This is a genomic window from Planctomycetia bacterium (genome assembly GCA_021413845.1).
Lineage (GTDB): Bacteria > Planctomycetota > Planctomycetia > Pirellulales > PNKZ01 > PNKZ01.
Window position 1 is genome coordinate 1 of record JAIOPP010000009.1, and the last position, 19,381, is coordinate 19,381.

A 19,381-nucleotide genomic window follows, 5' to 3' on the forward strand; every position below is an offset into this window, starting at 1 on the left:
AAACGCCGCCGACAATCGATTCTCGTCCGGCCCCCGAGAGCCGACTATCGGCGGATGGCATTCGACGATTGCAGGGCTTGTTGCAACTCGGTCGTGTACCGCTTCGACTCCTTGCAGAACTTGTCGTACGAGTCTTTGCTCGAGAAGAGAATCATCCGATTCTCGTACACCAGGCCGAACTGACGACGGCCCGACACGATTTCGTTCTTCTCCAAGGCGACGACCGGGTCGTTGCCCGAGATGATCGGGCTGAAGCGATCGGGATTCGCCAAGAACTTCTGCTGATTTTCGGTCGAGGAGAAGAGATAGGTTCGGCCGCAATGAATTGCGCCGTAGAGATGGCTCCCTTTCGTCCAAACCATCTTCTCCGTCACGGTGACCGGGCAATAGCCGTCGAGCGCGAGCGGCGGAGATCCGGCCGGAATCAAGGATTCGATCGGTTGCTTCGGAGCCGCGGCCGGGGCGGCAGGGGCTGCGCTCGCCGCGACGGTTGCCGGAGGTGCGGCGGGAGCCGCTGCTGGTGGAACTGCCGGAACCGCTGCCGGTGGAGTTGCCGCGACCGGTGCCGCAACGGCCGGTGCTACAAAAGGTGGCGTCGTCGCCGCCGGTGGAACGGCAGCGACAGGTGCCACAGGAGCGGCGCTCGGAGCGGTGTAAGGATTCGGCGTGATCGGTGCTACGGCGGCAACCGGTGCAGCGGCGGCCGGCGCGGCGGGTGCGGCCATGCCTCGGCTTTGATAATAAGCGGCATAGCGATCGTCGGTCTTCGGTGCCGCGGCGGCAGCAGGCGGAGCGGCTTGCGCCGTTACCGGAGGTGCGTATTGAGCGTAGCGAGGATCGGCGTTGGGCTGCGTCGTGCGAGCGGGTGCGCCGTAGCGCGAAGCATCAGCCGGCGCAGCGGCGGCGACGGGAGCGCCCGGTTGTTGCGGCGCGGCTCCGGCGACGGGCCCGTGACCGTTGGAGCGAGCCTGCGCGAGTGCTTGTTGCGCGGCTTGATTGAGCATCGCGACATACTTGTCGGCAGGCTTGAAGCCCTTCGTCTTGGAAACGATTTCCCCTTGCGCCGTCATCACGATATCGCAGGGATAACCATCGACCTGGAATTGCTTGGCGAGTTCTTGATTCATCCCTTCTTCGACCTGAATCTTCACCGGCACGTAATACGGCGAGATCGCCGTGCCGAGGCCCGGCTTGCTGAAGACGGCTTTTTCCATCTCCATGCACGGCGGACACCAAGTCCCCCAGAAGTGAATCAGCAACAGTCGGTTCGTCTGCGCGGCCTGCTTCTGAGCGACGTTCAGATCGGTCTCCCAACGGAGTTGATCTTGGGCGTGAGCGGGCACCGCGAAAAACAAGAGCGAGGCGATGACGCTGAGCGAAAGAAAACGCGGCATGTCGCGAACCTTTACTGAAGTTCTGAGATTCGAGCCGGCAAAACGGTTCGCTTCACTTATCGGTTCGGCCGAGGGGAGAAGTTGTGGAAATCTGTAACGGTTCTCCCGATTCGTCGGATTATGCCACTCTGCCGGCAATCGTGTCTCGGCCCACTTCCACGGCTTGACCACGGACATAAAACGATGGATAACCAACCCCGAGCCGAGCCCGAGCCGAAGATGAAATGCCGAATAAACGGTATTTTCCCGGGAAAGCTTGCCTTGACACGCTTAAGGCGACGACTAAGATTTGGGTAGTTTGAAGTCGCCCATTGAGGGGTGCCGGAGCTGAGCCCGTGCGGACAAGCCGCACCGCTAGCACCGCGAACTCTGCACATGTCGGGCTGCTTACCTTACGGCCCCGCTTACCTAGCGTTTGTCATCGGCCCCAGCGGTCGATGAACCGCTCTGGTGAAACAGCCGCATGTGACGAATTGCCGCAACTAAAGATGCTTCGGCCGTTCGGTCTGCTATCCGCAACCGTCTTCCTGTGACGGACTCGAAGGGTACTCGGACTGCGAACATTGCCGGAACGGCTCTCCGTTCCCGATGACTCGCACGCTGCCCCTCGAACTGCTTGATGCACGCCGAGAATATAGTAATTTCCCGGCCGGAAGAGTGTTGATAAGAAGCGATTCTTGGCTGAGTTGCTGAATACGGGCTGCTGAAACAGGGCCGCTAGAAATCGGCCGTTGAATCTAGGCCGATCGATTTGTAGGCGCAAAACGAATCTGCTCGTATGTGCCTCTTTCGTACGATCGCAACTTAGGACCGCATGACGCAAGTTTAAGACGCGAGCTAGGTCGCCCGAGCACATGCTGCTTGGCGACGTCGCTCCCGTTTGCTCGGCAAGTTTTGCAGGTGCGAAGAACGTTTGGTTTCACTCGATAAGGAACTGCCGCTCGACATAGGCCATCTGATTTTTCTTGCGACCCGTGATCGGCCGGAGGCCGATGTCGCGACTTCAGAGACCTAACTCCGAGACCGCAATTTTCGGAAGTCCGTAGCCACGGAACTCCGTCGTGTTGCTTCCGCTTCGTCAGCCGCAGTTTTAGTCTCGCTTAGTGAGGTCGTTCCTCGTTTCGTATCGTGGGCATTGAAGCCGACGAGGCGGATATTGGTGACAGGTTCGGAGCGTCTGAGAACAGATGCTCGGTGGTAAGAATTCCGCGACCGAAAACGGTTCGGGCTTCTTTTTCGTTCCCCTTCGACGCGGTGTTGAAGGGATGTCAGTTTCGGTCGCGTTTCAACGTGCCGTAAGATCGTCGTTCGGGTCGGGCCCTCAGCCGCCCTCGCGGAGATCCTTATCGGTGGCGCGACCTTGTGATCCAGTTTGTGTGATCAGGATAGAGCGCATGTCGAAGAAACGTCGGGGTCGAGGTCGTCAGGGTGGCGGCGGTTACAACAACGGTCAAGGTGGCGGTGGCGGCCAGAACAACGGCTACGGCGGCGGTGGCGGCCAAGGTGGCGGCGGCGGCTACGGCGGTGGTGGTGGAGGAGGTGGTGGTGGTGGCGGCTACAATCGCGGCGGAGGAGGCGGTGGTGGTGGAGGCGGCGGCGGACAGAATCGTTATCGCCGCAATCGTCCGCGGTACGACCCCAACGCTCCGCGCGAACCACGCCCGGAAGCCGAACCGCAACTCGACGCCGAAGGGAACCCGCTTCCGGTTCCCACGGAAAACGCCGACGGCACTCCCTACACACCTCCGGCACTCGATACCGTCTCGGGCATCTTAGAACTGCACCCGAACGGCTACGGCTTTCTGCGAGATCCGAAGAACAACTACTCGCGCGAGCGCACCGACGCCTTCGTGCCCGGCACGATGATCGAGCGCTTCCGCCTGCGCGAAGGGGTGATGATCAACGGCCTCGCGCAGCACAACCGCAAGCAAGAAGGTCCGCGGATTCGCGAGATCGTCGACGTCGACGGCCTCAAGCCGGAAGAATACCCGAACATCAAATCGTTCGACCAGAAGACGCCGATCAATCCCGAGCAATGGCTCCGGCTGGAAATCGGTCAGCAGCCGCTCAGCAACCGGATCATGGACTTGCTCACGCCGCTCGGCAAAGGTCAGCGGGCGTTGATCGTCGCTCCGCCGCGCTCCGGCAAGACGATCCTGCTGCAAAACATCAGCGCGGCGATTTCGCAAAATCATCCGGAGCTGAAGCTGTTCGTCCTCTTGGTCGACGAGCGCCCGGAAGAAGTCACCGACATGAAGCGCTGCGTGCAAGGGGAAGTGATCGCGAGCAGTCTCGATCGCGACGTCGAAAGCCATGTGCGGTTGTCGCAGCTCGTCGTCGAGCGCTGCAAGCGGCTCGTCGAAGAAGGACACGACGTCTTCTTGCTCATGGACTCGATCACGCGCATGGCCCGCGCCTTCAACAAGTGGGTCGGCAACTCCGGCGCCACGATGTCGGGCGGTATCAGCACGAAGGCGATGGACATCCCGAAGAAGCTCTTCGCGACGGCCCGCGCGTTCGAAGAAGGGGGCTCGCTCACCGTCGTCGCGACGGCGCTGATCGACACCGGCAGCCGGATGGACGAACTCATCTTCCAAGAGTTCAAAGGAACGGGCAACATGGAGCTCGTGCTCGACCGGAAGCTCGCCGACCGCCGCGTGTGGCCGGCGATCGACATCTCGCAGTCGGGCACCCGCCGCGAAGAAAAACTCCTCGACCCGGACACGCTCCACGCCGTGACGATGCTGCGGCGCACGCTGTCGAGCATGAACCACCTCGACGCGATGGAACAACTCACCGGCAAGCTCGCGAAATTCAAGAGCAACCGTGAGTTCATCAGCCTGATCGCAACGGCCCGCGCGGCGGATTAACTCGCTCAAGCCGCATAGACAATTGAATGGCACCTCCGCTTGCCGTTATTCACGTTGAGATCGACGACGTCACACTGACAGTCGATCTCAGCGACGGCCGGACGATGAAAGTGCCGCTCGATTGGTATCCGCGTTTAGTCGAAGGAAGCTCCGCTGAACGAGCGAACTACCGCTTGCTCGGCGGCGGCACCGGCGTGCATTGGCCGCTGCTCGACGAAGACGTCAGCCTCGGCAACCTGCTCGACGGGCGAAAGTCGGCGGAAAGCCAACCTTCGTTCGACAAGTGGCTACGGAGTCGCGCCGGCACGCCGACGAAAACGGAATCTCCCGCGCGCGGCATGAGTCTCGACGACTAACGACTCGTCAAACAATAGCCTCTAGGCCGCCCGGCTCACGCGCACCGTCTGCTCAGCTTCTTCGCCGTCGAAGTTCACCAGCCGTCTTACCGCGTACGTCTGCTTGCCTTGGCAGGCGAAGTAGATCCGCGAGCAGACTTCGCCCAGCAGGCCGAGCACGAAGAATTGCGTGCCGACGACCATGCCCAACACGCTGAGCAAGAGCAGCGGGTTGCCCGTCATGTCGACGCCGCCGAGGAGCTTCATGGCGACCGTCGCGGCGCCGGATGCGCAGCCGGCGAGCACGCCGATCAGGCCCATCCCGCCGAAGAGCTTCATCGGGCTCACGGCGTAGCGAATCAGAAACTTCACGGTCATCAAGTCGAGGATCACGCGCACCGTACGCCAGATGCCGTACTTCGTCGTGCCGAAGCGGCGGGCATGGTGCTTCGTCTCCACTTCCACGCAGCGGGCTCCTTGCCAATGCGCGAGGATCGGAATGAAGCGATGCATTTCGCCGTAGAGCTCGAGCTCTTGCGCGATCTCGCGACGAATCACCTTGAGCGTGCAGCCGAGATCGTGAACCGGAAAGCCGGTCACTTTCGAGATCAGCCAGTTCGCGATCTTCGACGGCAGCTTGCGGTTCACGAAGGCGTCTTGCCGATGCTTGCGCCAGCCGTGGACGAGGTCGTAGCCTTCTTCGAGCTTGGCGACCATCATCGGGATATCGGTCGGGTCGTTTTGCAGATCGCCGTCGATCGTGACGACGTAGTCTTGCGTGGCATGCCGAATGCCGGCTTGCATCGCGGCGGTTTGTCCGTAGTTGCGGCGAAAGTCGACGACCTTCACATGCGCGTCGCGGGCGGCGAGCGCGTCGAGCTTCTCCGTGGTGCCGTCGCGCGAGCCGTCGTTGACGAAGATCAATTCGTAGGGGCGGCCGGTCGGCGCGATGGCATCGGTGAGCGCGCGATACTGTAGCTCGACGTTGTCGCGCTCGTTGTAAATCGGAATGACGACGGAAATGCTCACGAGCGAAAACTCCACGAACGGAATCGGATTCTAAACTCGGCTAACTACGCTTCGTCGTCGGCGCGGCGGCTTCCAAAGCCTCGGGCCGCACGACGGGGCTCGACTCGCGCCAGGCGTCGACCTCGGGCGAGTTCGAACTCGGCGCGAGCTTACGACCTATGACCACGAAACTGCGCGGACGATCGTAGCGATTGCGGTCGATCGTGACCACGCCGACTTGTTCCCACGCGAAAGGCAAAGGAAGCGGCGACGGTTCGCCGGCGGCGCTGTTGAAGCAAAAATACTCCCAATCGGCCGTGCCGGCGGAAGCCGGCGTCGGTGTTGCGACCAACTCCACCCGACGTGGGCCCATGCCGGCAAGGTGGTAAGTAAAGAGATGGCTGACGGGCACGAAGCTCACAAGCTTCGCCTCGCCCGGCACCAGCGCCAGCGTGCGTCGCACATCGGCACGGATGTCGAAGCTGTAGGCTGCGAGCGAGTTCACGCCGGCGACCGTATACGACAGACCGTAGAAAACAGCGAGTACATAAGCAGCCGTGGCCGAAGCCCGCAGGGAGTCGGGCTTGTCGAGCCGGCGCATCGCCCAGCGGCAGCAGAGGCAGACCGCAACCGTTGCTAGTAGCAACAAGGTAACAACGCCGAAGCTCTGCGCCCCGGACGGGTTCGTCGACTTCGGAATCCAATGGGTCAGGCCGCTCGATTGCCACGCGAAGTAAACGGTGACGACCAGCGCAATCGCGCAGCCGGCCAGCAGCGCCGCGCGCCAGATGCGCCGCGCGACGGCGCCGGCTTCCGCCGCCAAAGCCAATTGCGCCGCCGTGCCGCCGAGCAAGGCGATGCACGGATAGAGGGGCATGAAGTAGCGTGTCTGCGCGGCATGAGCCAGCAACAGCGGCACGAGGCACAGCAACGCCGACAGCGCCAAGAACTGCGCGGGTCGTTTCGCGGCTTCGAGTCGGGCTCTTAACGAACGATCGCAGAAGCAGACCAACACGCCCGACCAAGGGAGCGTGCAGTGCAGCACTTCCCACGGAAACGCCAGGGCATGCCGCACGACTTTCCCAGCCGAGCCGCGCGTGAAGCGGTTCAGCGATTCTGCGCCCCAGATCATCGCCGTCGAGGTGAGATCGGTCGCCAGCATATAAGGAATTTGCCACGCCGCGACGATGGCCGCGAAGACCGCGAGGCCGACGAGTTGCCCACGCTGCCGGAGAAACGAGCGATCGTAGCACCAGAGAAACAACCAAGTGCTGCCGACGAAATAGATCGGTCCTTGCGGCCCTTTCGTCAGCGCGGCCAAAGCCGCCAGCGCATAGCCGACGCTCCACGTGACCCACGGGCGACGGTTTTGCAGATAACACGCCAGCCAACCGAGCAGAGCGCCGGAGGTGAGGAGCGTGAAGAGAGATTCCGTTTCGGCATGCCGCCCGAGTTGGAGCACTTGGCCCATCGTGGCGTAGCCGATCGCGGCCGTGAACGCGCCGAAGCGTTCGAGAAACGTCCGACCGCAAACATAAATCAGCAGCGTCGTCAGCAACGTCGCCAGCAACGACGGCAGGCGCACCGCGAGCGCGCCGTCGTTGCCGAACAGCAGCATCGACCACGCGATGCACCAGTTCGCCAGCGGCGGACGATTCGGGAACACGTCTCCTTGTTCGCGCGGCACGATCCAATCGCCCGACTCGATCATCTCGCGGGCCACTTCGGCCCAACGGGTTTCTTCGCCCCGCAAAGTCAGCGTGGCGGGACGCGTGAAATAAATGCCGCAGACCAAGAGCAGGGTCAACCAAAACTCAGGCTCGCGCCAGAAGCGGACGCGCACCGACGGCGCTCTGACAACGCGCGCGGCAGGGCCCACGGCGGCGGCGGCGACGGGAACGCTCGAAGCAGTCATGCTCGAAGGGTATTTCGGAAATAGGTGAAGCGGGGCGCGGGGGCGAACTCTCGCAGAAACCGCCGGCCCGATCCAGACGAGATTCCAGCCCTGCCGGCAACGCTTCGGCCATGCTTCGACAGCGTTTCGGTAATAAGCGGCTCGTCGGCCGCGCATGCCGCGGGAAGTTTGCGTTGCTCGCTGAGGGGACGTTATGCTGACGCTCAATCCCGCTCATTCTGAGCGAGACAACCGAGTTTTTTGGTTTCAGCAACGGGCATGCGCCACCTCAGCATCACCTTTTTGACGTGGTATGTATGCGGCATGTTTATGCTGCTGGCCCTGCTCTCGTCGGCGATCACCTATGTCCCGAGCGCTCAATGGATCGGAGCGATCTTCGGCCTGGGTTCGATAACAGCGGCATTGACGGCGGCCGCAGCGGCGATCGTCTGCGGTCGGCTTCCGTCAACGCATTGGGTTCATACGTCGCGGCCGCTGTTTGTCGGCTCGCTCGTCGCGGCAACCGCCGCAACGTTGTTGTTCCTCGTCATAGTCTGACGATTCACCGAACGACACGGTCCTGTCGCCGACATAAGGAGGCATGAGCATCAAGCGAGAAACAAGCATGAAGAAGAGCGGGGCAGGTAACAGCAAAATACGGAACAGCAAGACACAGCAGAGCGAGGCGAAGCACGAGGAGTCTCCGTCGCAGCTGATCGACGCGCGCATCGAGGAACTCGGCGACTGGCGGGGCGAGTTGCTCGCTCGGCTTCGTGCCATCGTCAAGGAAGCCGATCCCGAAGTCGTCGAGGAGTGGAAGTGGCGGGTGCCCGTCTGGTCGCACGACGGGCTGATCTGCACCGGCGAGACGTATAAGAAAGTCGTGAAGCTGACCTTCGCCCACGGCGCGGCGCTGAAGGATCCCGCGAAACTCTTCAACTCCAGCCTAGAAGGAAACACCCGCCGCGCCATCGACTTCCACGAAGGGGAACCGATCAAAGAAAAAGCACTAAAGACGCTAATTCGCGCCGCCGTGAGTTGGAACAAATCTAAAGGCCGCGGTTAATCTACGGCATAGAGATAGGCTGTACGGTTGACTTTCATTTGTTATCCTTGCGCTTAAGTGAATCTCTATCTGCGCATTAAGCTGCAACGACACGATCTAGAAACATTCATGAAGAATGATGAACCCGCAGGATGCGGCAGGACGAGCACCGCATGGTTTTTATCGATCTCTGCGGCGGCCCTCTTCTTGATCGGCTGCGGCTACGTTTTTTTCGTCCCTCTCTTCGAGGGCTTCGATGAGAGCGGGCACTACTCCAGCTTGCGGCAAATCTCGCAGACCGGCGAAATCCCGATGCGCGGCAACGCGTTTCTCGAGCGCAGCGTCGCGGAATACCAAGGCCCGACCGCTTACGGCAGCGGAGAGCCGCCATTCGACGATAAACTCACTTACAAAAAGTTCTTCGCCGCTCCCGCAGCGGTGCAAGACTACGCCGCGCTCTATCGCACGCCCCGCGCGCCGTCGAACTACGAACCAAGCGGATTCTCGAATTGGCAGGCGCAACACCCGCCGCTTTATTACCTCGCTCTCTCGCCCCTCGATAGTGCCCTGCAACGCTTGGCCTTCGTCGACCGTTTTCTGGCGCTGAGAATCGCGTCTCTGGCGATCGCCGTGGCGGGTGTTTTGCTCGGAATGCTCGCGGCGACGAAAGCCGCCGAGAACGAAACGAGCCGCCTGGGGGCGCTGCTCGGCTTCGCGATCTATCCGATCGCATTCCCGATGCTCGTTCCGGAGTTCGCTCGACTGGGGAACGACTCGCTCTGCCTCTTTTTCGTCGGGCTCCTCGCCTATCTGTTTGCATCTGCCCAACCGACGGAATTAGGCCCGAAGAAATCTCTGCTGATCGGAACGTCGCTCGGCTTGGGCCTGCTCACGAAGGCTTTCTTCTTACCGATCGCGGCAGGGATCTTCACGTTCCTGTTCGTTCGCGCGCTGGCGACGAAAGCGAAGCCGGAACTACTTCGCGCCCGACTCCTCGAGCTGCTGTGGATCTCCGTCGCCGCGCTGGCGATCGGGTCCGGCTGGTACCTCTACCAATACCTCCGTTTCGGCTCGCTCTCCGGCTCCGACGAGAGCATTCAGCTTGCCGATCAAGGGGGACTGCTCCTAGGGCTCGGCAAGAACTTCTCGTTCTTCCGCTTGGCGAAAGGAATATCGGCGACCATCGCCACCTTCATTTGGGCCGGCACATGGTCGCTTACACGACTGCCCGACCTGTTCCTCGTTCCGCTCATGGCGCTTCTCGCCGTCGTGGCCGTTTCTGCGTTCAACGCCTCCCGCGGAAAAAGCTTGTTGAGCATGAGCTCCCTGCCTGCTTGGGTGCTGGCTTTTTTCGCGTTGGGTTTGCTCTGGCACATCTTCGTCAGCATCGCCCGGGCCGGAATCGGCGCGACGCCGGGCTGGTACCTCCATATTTTCATGCCTTGGCTCGCGCCGTGGCTGGGAATCGGATTTTATTCGCTGTGGAGGTCGAGACTTAAGCCCCTACTTCTTGTCTTGATCGTTTACGCGGTCGTCTATCAGCTCGTCGCCGTTTGGGCTTATCTGACTCTCTACTCCGGCTACGCAATCAAAGGGGACGATAAACTGTTTCACTTTTCCGAACCGTTCATGGGCTTATTTCAAGCCGGCAAAGTGTTCGACCATCTCTCCGTGCTCACCTATCCCAAGCTCGGAGCGGCGTTGTTTGCGTGCGGCTTGGCTTTGCAACTGGGACTCATCGTCGCATTGATGCGCAGCAAACGAGAGCGACCTCCCGTTACGACCTGACAACCGCTGCTCAGCGTGGCGGATTTCGCTTTAATCTTTGAGAAGTGACGCGACCGCTCCCTCATATTCAGCAGTTACGCTAGGCTCCAATGCGTCGGTTCCCATACTCGTTGTCGCGACTACTTCTAACCGTTGCTTTCATTTCGCTTTTCTTCGCTTTTCGAAGGTTCTTCGTTTTCGGCGGCAATCTCTTCGCCGACTGTATCGACAGAGCGGCGTTACTCCCCTCGTTCTTCGCCCTCTTGGCTGCGGTCGCTTTCGAGTTCACTCGCCACGGTCGAAGTCTTTGGCCGAGCGTAGCGATCAGTGCAGCGGCGGCCTTCGCGGTCGTAACGCCGCTTGCAATCGAGCTGGCCGAGATCGCGCGCATCAATTGGAACTACTGGAATTGGCGCCACGATTTCCCGGAGTTCATCCTGATCCTGTCGAAGCATTCCCTATTGGGCGCGATCGCAGGCGGACTGGTGGCAATATCATTTCGATGGGCTCGAAAAGCTCGACAAAACCTAATGAGTCGCTCCGTCTGATGCGGTGGCTTATACTGATTTTTAATTCGATAGCGCAACTGCCGCGGTGCACGGAATCTAAGTAGTCGGGTCACCATGAAACCCATCGTCATCTTCCTCGTGTTTCTTGCGTTCACGGCGTCGTTGCCGAGGCGGCATGTGCCTCGGCCGTGGATCATGCGTGCCGAGAATCGGAATTGTATCTCGGCTGCTACGAGCGTCCGTCCGCTCGATCGCTATTACTATGTCTTGCCTCCGGTGAGGCGCGAGGTCGGAGTGGTCGACCTCGTTGCTCCCGATGCCGAGGTCGCTCCGGCCTTCGGCACCGCCGCGATGCTGTACGGCATCGCGCTCTATCTCATGGGCGACGACGGCTACGCCGGCTATAGAATATTTCTGTACGCCCACGAAGCCCAACCGCTTCTCGTCGCCGGCGCGCTGGCCCTAGCGATCATCGGGACCGTACACCTAACCAATCGCTCTACCTGACGCGACGGCTTATATTGGCTTTCGATTCGACAGCTTACCTATCACCCGCGCGGGCGGTCTTTCTCATTCGACGGTGACGCTGTGATTTTCCGGTGGGCCATTCTCCAACTGATGTCGTACGGGATACTGCCGTGGCTTTTATTCTTGACCGTCACTTTTTGCGCTGCCCGATTCGGCGGCCTGCTCGGCACCTTAGGTGGTCATGTTCTGGTCGCTTGCGCCGTCGTCGCGTTAGACGTCGCTTGGATTCAGTCTGAAATGCACAATCCCAACTGGGACGGAGCGCCGGACGCAGACCTCGTTTTTTTCTTCGGCGTTATCGTTCGCGTCGTGCTCATCAATACCGTTCTTCTGCCCTTCGCGATTCCGATCCTTTACCTGCGAAACACTTCAAACGCCCGCGCGTCCTAACGAAACTGATGATTCGCCCCATGGCCCTTAGCACCCACGCTATGCACAAGCCCTACCATTCGTCCCTCGCCGTGTTCGTCGCACTTGCGGCTCTTTGGAGCGCGGCGAGTTCGCCGGTTGTCGCTCAGAAAAAGCTCGGCCAGAGTTCGGGCACACCGAAAAAAGTAGTCCCCAGCTCCGGCGCGCAGAAAAAGCGTGCGACGAGTTCGCTCCCCGTAGTAAAGCTGGAGCTCGTATCCTCAAAAAGAATCTGGGGGGAAGCCAAGCACAACGGCTTTCCCGACCTGATTCGTTTCCAGGGAACGTGGTATTGCTGTTGTCGCGAGGGAGATGAGCACGTCGGCGGCGCGAATGGGAAGATTCGGGTCATCGCTTCGACCGACGGAGAGGTTTGGGAGCCTGTCGCGCTGCTGGCCGAAGAGGGAGTCGACCTGCGCGACCCGAAGCTCTCGGAGACGCCGGACGGGCGTTTGATGCTTGTAATGGGAGGCTCCGTCTTTCGCGACGGCGACCCGCAGCAGCTGATCACGATGCAGTCGCGCGTGGCCTTCTCAGGCGACGGCAAGGCTTGGACTCCGCTAGAGAAGATCATCGAAGACAAGCACTGGCTCTGGCGCGTGACTTGGCATCAAGGCCGAGCCTACGGCATCTCGAAAGTAAAAACGGGAGACGCGACGCGCGGCTTCCTCTACACCTCGACCGACGGCCTCGCCTGGCAGCGGATCACGGAGCTTGAGCCGGGGGGCAACTACGTGAGCGAAACGACGCTGCGGTTCACGCCCGAGGGAGAGATGGTCGCGCTCATTCGGCCGGGCTATCTCGGCGTCAGCTCCGCCCCTTACGAGCAGTGGTCGTTTCGACAAGTGCCGGCGAAGCTCTCCGGCCCGAACTTGATTCGTCGGGACGACGGTTCGTGGTGGGCCACGACGCGCGGCAACGGACCGTTAACGGCGGCGGAGCAAGCCACGACGACGAAGACCGCCGCCTCGCGCACGATCTTGGCCCAGGTATCTCCGGACGGCGCGTTTCGGCAAGAACTGGTGTTGCCGAGCGGCGGCGACACCGGTTACGCCGGCCTCGCGTTCGAGGGAGACACACTCTGGCTCGCCTACTACGCCTCGCACGAAGGCCAAGGGATCTATCTCGCCAAAGTTCGTTTCGAGAAACCGTAAGAGGTTGCCGTTGATTTGTCGCGAGTTGTGTTGCAGGGTACAACAGCGAGATTGAAACATTTCTACTGGGCCGCCGAATATCTGTTAGGCCTATGGATTTGAGTGCGTTGTTTAGCGTAGCGTTGCATCTCCTCTTGCTATTTGTGCCTTTCTACGCCGCCACTAAGCTCCCGGCGATTCGAGATTGGATCGATCGCTTCGTTCCCAACCCGGAACCGGTTCCTCGTGAGGTGAGCTTAGTGGATGCTCTAAAGAGAAAGCGAGGACGACCTCTATTTCCCGATACGAATGCACCGCGCATAGTCCGTCTGCTTTTCTGGGCAGATATTACGGCTTTGTCTATCCTTGGTTGGATGTGCCTCTCGGCGGTTTCCTCATTCAATCCTGAAAAGGTCTATTGGGGCACGAGATATGCGCACGCGATTGCCACTCGCTGTTTTTTTGCAACGCTGCTTATACTCTTCAGCACGCTTTTATTACTAACACTAAGCGAGCCCGCTCGACGCGTCCGATCGTTTATCGTGATCGTATTTGTCTCCATCGTACTTTTGATTCTTTGGCTTCCTGTGCTCACCTAACCAGTCGCTCCGGTTGCGCCGCCAGGCATTTGATGGTTTTTGGCTCGCGCACTTTGTTCGCGTTATACTGATGCTTGAGCCCGTTGCGGTTTGCGGGCAACTAGTTCGACGGTATGTGATTCAACCAATGTGGCATCCTTGCCCTGGAGGCGTTATGTGGCGATGCGTGGCGGTGGTTCTAGGTCTGGTTGCATGCGCGCTATCGGGTCGGGCGGAAGCGCTTGTTGCGGCAGATGACAAGGCCGACGAGTTGGCGCGGCTGACCGGGGAATACACCGCCGAGTTCTACGTTCGCACGGGCCACGCACCGGCGGCGAAGGAAGCGTTGCAGGGACTTACCTTGGAGATCGACAAGGACCGGTGGATCCAGAATTACCGCGGGGATGTCGCTCCCTATCAGATCACGCTCGACCTCGCCGACGACCTCAAGGCGATGCAGTTGACCCATCAAAAAGTGAAGGCCGTGCGGAACTGCGCGTATGTGCTTAAAGACGGCTCGCTCACCGTGACCGAATATCTCGGCCAAGAAGGAGAAACCACGGTCACGATCTGGAAGCGGAAGCCGCCGATCAACTAGCCGAGCGTAGCAGGCACGTTCCACGTGCCGTTCGCCACGTAAGACTTCTTGTAACCATAACGGCTTCGTCAACGAACGACGCATGAGGCGGACGGCACGTGGAACGTGCCTGCTACTTTGAATTGCCGGAGCTCGCACGGAATTCGGCGCGGCCGATTTGTCGCCGGCCGAGTCGCCGGTTAAAACATCGCTAACCGTTCCGCCGTGCGGCGGCCGTAGACCTATAATCCCTCGCGTGAACTCATGACGTTGAAGATCGTCAATCGGATCTGCTACACGATCGCGATCGTCTGCATTATCGCCGGCGTCGTCTACGGGCTGATGCTGATCTGGGGCGACTATTGGGACAAAGACGCCTGGAAAGGCCTAGCGAGCCTCTCCGTCGTCCTACTCGGCGCAGTGATGACCTTGAGCATCAATCAGATCCTCCTCCGCAATCGCCACCCAGGCGACGGATAGCCCGCCTACGCGTTGGGCTTCAACGGCACGCCTCACAGCACACTAGGCCGATCTGGTTATAATCTTGTCAGGCTGCTGCAAGTGGCGATACATTCCCACAACTAGCCATTTTCGAGTTAGTATTTTTTTTGCTTTCGGGGGCTTGGCATGCGGCAACTCCTATTCGCCATTGCGATGAGCCTCTCAATCCCGTCCGCTACGAACGGAGCGGAGAAGTCCGCAAGTGTCGCCGAGGTCTACGCGTGGTTCGACACGCTCGAACTGCCCGACGTGCGAAAGTTGCCTTTCGTCGAAATCCGCTTCGTTGTTCCGCGGGATGACGAAGGGAAGAACCTCCCCGCAAAGCGCTATCGATCGGCGATCGAAGGTTTCGTTACGGCCGAAGACGAAAGCTCGATCTCGCTTTTCACCTACGACCTCTATCGCTTGAAGATTCCTCGCAGCGAGATCATTGCTACGGCCGACGGTCGTTCCTATCGGCCGCTCAAGATCGAGACGGCGGCCGAGCGTTTGCTCGCGAGGATCAAGCTGCATCGCAAACGATTCGATGCGGAAGCGGCGCGACGGGCCGACTTCAACAAGCCGGCAGCGGAGTTCAGCGACGAAGAGCTGATCACACTCGGTCTGGATTCCAACGGGCCTTCGCCCGACGCACCGACGAGCGTCATCTATCGTCACGATCTGCATCCGAAGATCGACGTGCTCTTAACAGCTTGGCTCTGTAAGCAACTCGGCGATGAGGCTTCGCGACAACTGTTGGAGGAGCAAGTCCCTCACCTTCCCGAAGCAGGGTATGTCAACACGAATCGACCGCAGCCGACCACGTTGCGCGACGAAGTAATGAGCGGCATCGAGCTCGATTATTTTCAGCGCATGATGCAGTCGCTGGTGCTGCCTCAAGTGACATGGAACGACGTGTCCGCTCAGTGCGAGTGGATCGCCCGGCGGTTTCCGAAAGACTTGATTCAAGAAGAACATTTCCCGTTCTTCGCGCGCGTGAAGCGCATGCTGACGACCATGCGCCCGGCCGAAGAATGTCGCCGTCTCGATGCTGAGATCGCCGCCGTACGGAAGGCGAGTGGTCCATGGAAGGCCGAACATGCCGAGTACCTGGTCTACTCATTGCGCCATGGTCGGGGCTGGATCGAATACGAAGAGCCTCGGGAGATGGCCGACCTCCGACGGTGCGGCAAAGTCGGGCTCGCGGCGATGATCGATCATGTCGATGACGACACCCCGACACGATACGTCGGTACCGGCCATCGATTCAACTCCTGGTTATCGAGCGCATCGATCGGGCACCTGATCTGGTTCGAACTTTCGCACGGCGGCAAGATGCCCAACGGCATCGAGTTCTTCGAGTTCAACGACCCGCCCGAAGCTAGGGCCGCCCTTAAGGCCAAGCTTCGCAAGTTGTTGCTCACGGCGAAGTAGCCCGCCCCGATTTCGGATAACGAATGAAGAGTACATTTTCGCCACCTAACAAGCCGCTGCGCCTGACGCGACGGCTTATGCTCGTTTACGCGGAAGACTCGCAACGCCGAAGTATTGAATCACTACCGCAATCCCGGCCCACACGTACGCGACTGCTGCGTGGTGGATATGATGCTTGAGAAGGTTTAACTTTATAAGCTGCCGATTTGTCGCAAGTCGAGTCGCAGGTTAAAACATCGAGATCGACTCACTCATACTCGGCCGCAGATTTTCGGTAATGTTTTACTTCAATTCGGCGGTCGAACACCTCTTAGGCACAGGGTGCCTGCGTCGCGATGAAACTCGACAATCGGACGCCACCTCCACAGGAGCGGTAGATGCGGACCCTGATAGTACTGAACGCCTTCGTGCTGGCGATTGTAGCTGCATTCGCGTTCTTTAGGGCCTCAACCGAAATCTCGGGATTTGACGGAAGTGCAAGGGTAGGTGAACTCGGCAGAGCAAATGTGGTCGACTACGACAGGGCGGAGACATTTAAACCCCAGTGGGCCGATGGAAGCGTGCATGTTCACATTGCACGATTCATTTCGGCATCGTACCTGTCGTCATTACTATTCGTTTCCGTGGTGGCAGCTTCCGTCTCGGCCGTTAACATGGCGTTCTTATTCTATTCAGCGGCGAACAAGACCGACGATCGTCGGAACTGACTAAAAGTACCTTGCGAATGCCGGACTTAGCCGCCCTGCCGGCATTGGGCCTTCGGCAATCCCGGCGTGTTAGGCTGCAACGGAGCGGTCTACGGCGAGTTTGGCTGATCCACCTCAACACTAGTTCGATACCGACCATGATTTCACCTGCAAGACACTTGTTGTTCCGAGTGAGTTGGCTGCTGTTTGCGATCGCGGCGCTTGCCGATGGCACGAAGTCCCGCGCGCAGCAAGCGTCCGGTGCGCAGCAAGCGAACCAGCCGGTCGAGGTCTTCAAGCCCACCAAGATTTTAGCCCACAGTCGTTTGAATCTCTGGCTCGGCACGGAAGACTGCGTCGTGCATCTTTTCCTAGACCTGCCGAAGCGGGTTACGAAAACGACGACGGTGCCGCTGATCGGAGACCTCGCTGCAGGACCGAACGTGCAGCTATACAAAATGCTGCGAGGCGGAGCCGCGAATCCGCCTTGGCCGAAGGAGCGCGACCACCTCTACCGGCAAGTGAAGTTGCGTTCCGGTTCAGCGGTCTGCAAGCCGACAGGCAAAGTCTACGATCATCACGGTGTGTACGAAGCAGTGGAATTCGAGATAACGCTCGAGAAGCTGGTCTTCGAAGACAGAGTGCTTCGAGTCGACCGGCCGATCGTCGTCTTCTGGAACATGCCGCCGCCACCCTAGCCGAACCAGCCGGCCGATTCATAGAACGTCGGAACTATGACCCGGGTGGCAGCAATCGGCAATGCGGTCGATGTCGCCTTGAACGAGCAGCAGTACGGATTTGTCTCGGCTCACGATCTCAGGCGTGAGGTGGCTTCGAGCGCGATAGAATCTATGCGAGCCCGATCACTTCGAGCGGGCGGCTGATCGCTATCCGTTAGGTAGCACACAGGCTTCACGATCGCCATCCATTCCCGGAAGGAGCACCATGGCTAAGTATCTGATCTCATTTCCGAGCGCGGCGATGGTTGTGCCCGATGGCGAATGGGAAACCGTGGGCCGCGACGCACGCGCTGTGATTGAGGAGGCGAAAGCCGCCGGTGTTTACGTCTTCGCCGGCGGAATCGACGAAGACGTGCCCCCTATACTCGTCTCTGCCGACGGCGCGGTTGCCACGGGCGGCTATCCTTGGGCCCCCACGCTCGACGGCGGCTTCACCGTGTTGGAACTCCCTTCGCGCGACGAGGCCATCGCGTGGGCCGCGCGCCTCGCCAAGGCCTGTCGCTGCGACCAAGAACTGCGCGTCTTCGGGCTCGACCCGCAGTCCTAAGAGCAGCACTGAAACGGCGAGGGCAAGTGCGGCCTAACAATTCCTTCGAGCCGCACTCGCTTCGCGGGTCGTGAGATGTGAGGGAATTATGAAGAATGCGTTACTTCGCTTGCGCAGGATGGCCGAAATCCACGTCATTGATTAGATTCTACGGGGTAATTTCCAGCCTTTAGCGACTTCGATTCTCGTCGTCGCGAGTATCGCTTTTTTGCAGAGAAGCACATCCATGTCGGACTCAGACCCACCGGCCATTTTGGGAGGACGCGCGAAATTGTGGCGTTCTTTCTGGATGATCGTTTCGACGATCGGTATCGCTGCAGTTGTCGTGTTGCTCGTTCGTCCGTTTAAAGTCGAATCACCTCCCGCTGCGCCGTTGCCAGGAAGTGAAAAAGCGGAATTGCCCTCAGTGCGCGTCGATGGCCCGGGAATGATTCTCATCGTGCCGGATTCGCCTCTTAGAGAACAATTGTCGTTCTTCAAAACAGCACGCAGCAAAGTCACGTATCCATTGATGACGGTTACCGGCTCCGTACTAGCGCGAGTATCCAATGGAGAAGGGCCGATCGAGGATCGTTGGCAGTTCAGCACCGCGGAACTTTCGACGACTTACACCGAGTGGATCCGTGCGAAGTCCGAGGTCGATTTCGCCCAAAGCCAATACGATAAAACTCGCGAACTCGTGAAGGCGGAAAACGAACACCTCAGCGCCGTGGTGAAGCGATTGCAACCGCTCAGCCAAGATGCCGCGGTCGCGACCGCTCAATTCAAGCAATCGCAAGCCGACCTTTTGAAATCGCAGATTCAAGGCGAAAAAGATGTTTTCTCTGCGCAGTCGACGTTGCGACAAGCGCAGAAGAGCAAGGCCGCGCTCGAGCGGCAGCTCTCCCAATCGGGCATCGAGCCGATTGTCTTCTCTCGAGCCGTCGCAAAGATGGTCTTGGTCGTCGCGAATGTTCCGGAAGGGCGAATCTCACTCGTGCGCGAAGGTCAGAGTTGCCATGTTCGTTTCTACGGCTACCCACACGATCTATTTCCCGGGCACGTAGAATCGCTAAGCTCCGCAGTAACGCAAGACCGTCGCACATTGCGCGTGTTGTTCGATCTCAACGACTCGAAGGACCTGCTCAAGCCCGGCTTGTTCGGCGAAGTGGGGCTCGGGACCGATGAGCGCGAGGCGGTGCTCGTACCGCCCGGCGCTTTACTGCACATCAATCGCGGGGACTACGTGATCGCGGCGCTGGGCAATCACCGCTGGCAAGTCGTGGAGGTGAAACTCGGGGAGTTGCACGGCGATCGATTCGAGGTCGTCGAGGGGCTCGCCGGCGATCGCGAGATCGTAGCCGCGGGTGCGATCTTGCTTAAGCCATTGGCGATCGAAGCTCTCGGTTGGCAAGCGACCCCTTCGCCGACGCCGGTCACCGCGGTCTCGACGACGGGAAATTGATCTC

At 59.7% G+C, this 19,381-nt stretch carries 17 protein-coding genes; 14 read left to right on the forward strand and 3 right to left on the reverse strand.

From position 1 onward, the window contains the following. Positions 1 to 44: 44 nt before the first annotated feature. Complete coding sequence (locus tag K8U03_02415) at positions 45 to 1,394, reverse strand: thioredoxin family protein (protein ID MCE9603737.1); 1,350 nt, start codon at positions 1,392 to 1,394, stop codon at positions 45 to 47. Positions 1,395 to 2,788: 1,394 nt separating this feature from the next. Here K8U03_02415 and rho point away from each other — a divergent pair. Then, positions 2,789 to 4,264 (forward strand): transcription termination factor Rho, encoded by a 1,476-nt coding sequence (gene rho / locus K8U03_02420; protein MCE9603738.1) that lies wholly within the window; start codon positions 2,789 to 2,791, stop codon positions 4,262 to 4,264. Between the two features lie 26 nt (positions 4,265 to 4,290). Beyond that, positions 4,291 to 4,620 (forward strand): DUF2442 domain-containing protein, encoded by a 330-nt coding sequence (locus K8U03_02425; GenBank protein ID MCE9603739.1) that lies wholly within the window; start codon positions 4,291 to 4,293, stop codon positions 4,618 to 4,620. A gap of 21 nt (positions 4,621 to 4,641) precedes the next feature. On the opposite strand, the gene K8U03_02430 is transcribed toward K8U03_02425, so the two are convergent. Continuing rightward, on the reverse strand, positions 4,642 to 5,628 hold the full coding sequence (locus K8U03_02430) for a glycosyltransferase family 2 protein (GenBank protein MCE9603740.1): 987 nt from the start codon (positions 5,626 to 5,628) through the stop codon (positions 4,642 to 4,644). Positions 5,629 to 5,668: 40 nt separating this feature from the next. Beyond that, positions 5,669 to 7,522 carry a glycosyltransferase family 39 protein gene (locus K8U03_02435; protein ID MCE9603741.1) on the reverse strand — a complete coding sequence of 618 codons (1,854 nt, stop codon included), beginning with the start codon at positions 7,520 to 7,522 and terminating at the stop codon, positions 5,669 to 5,671. Positions 7,523 to 7,780: 258 nt separating this feature from the next. On the opposite strand from K8U03_02435, the gene K8U03_02440 reads away from it, so the two are divergent. The 12 genes from K8U03_02440 (at position 7,781) to K8U03_02495 (ending at position 19,377) form a co-directional block, all read left to right on the forward strand. After that, positions 7,781 to 8,059: a hypothetical protein gene (locus tag K8U03_02440; GenBank protein ID MCE9603742.1), complete on the forward strand. Its 279-nt coding sequence runs from the start codon at positions 7,781 to 7,783 to the stop codon at positions 8,057 to 8,059. Between the two features lie 43 nt (positions 8,060 to 8,102). Further along, entirely contained in the window at positions 8,103 to 8,567 is a 465-nt protein-coding gene (locus tag K8U03_02445; protein MCE9603743.1) for a DUF1801 domain-containing protein, read from the forward strand. 108 nt (positions 8,568 to 8,675) lie between these two features. Then, the gene (locus K8U03_02450) at positions 8,676 to 10,334 is read left to right on the forward strand and encodes a hypothetical protein (protein ID MCE9603744.1); all 1,659 of its coding nucleotides are present in this window, start codon (positions 8,676 to 8,678) and stop codon (positions 10,332 to 10,334) included. Between the two features lie 602 nt (positions 10,335 to 10,936). Next, on the forward strand, positions 10,937 to 11,329 hold the full coding sequence (locus K8U03_02455) for a hypothetical protein (protein ID MCE9603745.1): 393 nt from the start codon (positions 10,937 to 10,939) through the stop codon (positions 11,327 to 11,329). Positions 11,330 to 11,473: 144 nt separating this feature from the next. After that, positions 11,474 to 11,740 (forward strand): hypothetical protein, encoded by a 267-nt coding sequence (locus K8U03_02460; GenBank protein ID MCE9603746.1) that lies wholly within the window; start codon positions 11,474 to 11,476, stop codon positions 11,738 to 11,740. Between the two features lie 20 nt (positions 11,741 to 11,760). Next, positions 11,761 to 12,912 (forward strand): glycoside hydrolase, encoded by a 1,152-nt coding sequence (locus K8U03_02465; protein MCE9603747.1) that lies wholly within the window; start codon positions 11,761 to 11,763, stop codon positions 12,910 to 12,912. A gap of 750 nt (positions 12,913 to 13,662) precedes the next feature. Beyond that, positions 13,663 to 14,067, forward strand: coding sequence for a hypothetical protein (locus K8U03_02470; protein MCE9603748.1), 405 nt, complete (start codon positions 13,663 to 13,665; stop codon positions 14,065 to 14,067). Positions 14,068 to 14,310: 243 nt separating this feature from the next. Continuing rightward, positions 14,311 to 14,526 (forward strand): hypothetical protein, encoded by a 216-nt coding sequence (locus K8U03_02475; protein ID MCE9603749.1) that lies wholly within the window; start codon positions 14,311 to 14,313, stop codon positions 14,524 to 14,526. Between the two features lie 174 nt (positions 14,527 to 14,700). Then, entirely contained in the window at positions 14,701 to 15,960 is a 1,260-nt protein-coding gene (locus tag K8U03_02480) for a hypothetical protein (GenBank protein MCE9603750.1), read from the forward strand. 844 nt (positions 15,961 to 16,804) lie between these two features. Continuing rightward, on the forward strand, positions 16,805 to 17,344 hold the full coding sequence (locus K8U03_02485) for a hypothetical protein (protein MCE9603751.1): 540 nt from the start codon (positions 16,805 to 16,807) through the stop codon (positions 17,342 to 17,344). 247 nt (positions 17,345 to 17,591) lie between these two features. After that, the gene (locus K8U03_02490; GenBank protein MCE9603752.1) at positions 17,592 to 17,933 is read left to right on the forward strand and encodes a YciI family protein; all 342 of its coding nucleotides are present in this window, start codon (positions 17,592 to 17,594) and stop codon (positions 17,931 to 17,933) included. A 427-nt stretch (positions 17,934 to 18,360) separates the two neighbouring features. Further along, on the forward strand, positions 18,361 to 19,377 hold the full coding sequence (locus K8U03_02495) for an efflux RND transporter periplasmic adaptor subunit (protein ID MCE9603753.1): 1,017 nt from the start codon (positions 18,361 to 18,363) through the stop codon (positions 19,375 to 19,377). The last annotated feature ends 4 nt before the right edge of the window (positions 19,378 to 19,381 follow it).

Excerpts from the sequence above, each read along its gene's own strand:
- K8U03_02440 (MCE9603742.1), top strand. The coding sequence starts at position 7,781 with ATGCGCCACCTCAGCATCACCTTTTTGACGTGGTATGTATGCGGCATG.
- rho (MCE9603738.1), top strand. The coding sequence starts at position 2,789 with ATGTCGAAGAAACGTCGGGGTCGAGGTCGTCAGGGTGGCGGCGGTTAC.
- K8U03_02425 (MCE9603739.1), top strand. The coding sequence starts at position 4,291 with ATGGCACCTCCGCTTGCCGTTATTCACGTTGAGATCGACGACGTCACA.
- K8U03_02480 (MCE9603750.1), top strand. The coding sequence starts at position 14,701 with ATGAGCCTCTCAATCCCGTCCGCTACGAACGGAGCGGAGAAGTCCGCA.
- K8U03_02455 (MCE9603745.1), top strand. The coding sequence starts at position 10,937 with ATGAAACCCATCGTCATCTTCCTCGTGTTTCTTGCGTTCACGGCGTCG.
- K8U03_02415 (MCE9603737.1), bottom strand. The coding sequence starts at position 1,394 with ATGCCGCGTTTTCTTTCGCTCAGCGTCATCGCCTCGCTCTTGTTTTTC.
- K8U03_02450 (MCE9603744.1), top strand. The coding sequence starts at position 8,676 with ATGAAGAATGATGAACCCGCAGGATGCGGCAGGACGAGCACCGCATGG.
- K8U03_02445 (MCE9603743.1), top strand. The coding sequence starts at position 8,103 with ATGAGCATCAAGCGAGAAACAAGCATGAAGAAGAGCGGGGCAGGTAAC.
- K8U03_02435 (MCE9603741.1), bottom strand. The coding sequence starts at position 7,522 with ATGACTGCTTCGAGCGTTCCCGTCGCCGCCGCCGCCGTGGGCCCTGCC.
- K8U03_02485 (MCE9603751.1), top strand. The coding sequence starts at position 16,805 with ATGATTTCACCTGCAAGACACTTGTTGTTCCGAGTGAGTTGGCTGCTG.
- K8U03_02490 (MCE9603752.1), top strand. The coding sequence starts at position 17,592 with ATGGCTAAGTATCTGATCTCATTTCCGAGCGCGGCGATGGTTGTGCCC.
- K8U03_02495 (MCE9603753.1), top strand. The coding sequence starts at position 18,361 with ATGATTCTCATCGTGCCGGATTCGCCTCTTAGAGAACAATTGTCGTTC.
- K8U03_02475 (MCE9603749.1), top strand. The coding sequence starts at position 14,311 with ATGACGTTGAAGATCGTCAATCGGATCTGCTACACGATCGCGATCGTC.
- K8U03_02465 (MCE9603747.1), top strand. The coding sequence starts at position 11,761 with ATGGCCCTTAGCACCCACGCTATGCACAAGCCCTACCATTCGTCCCTC.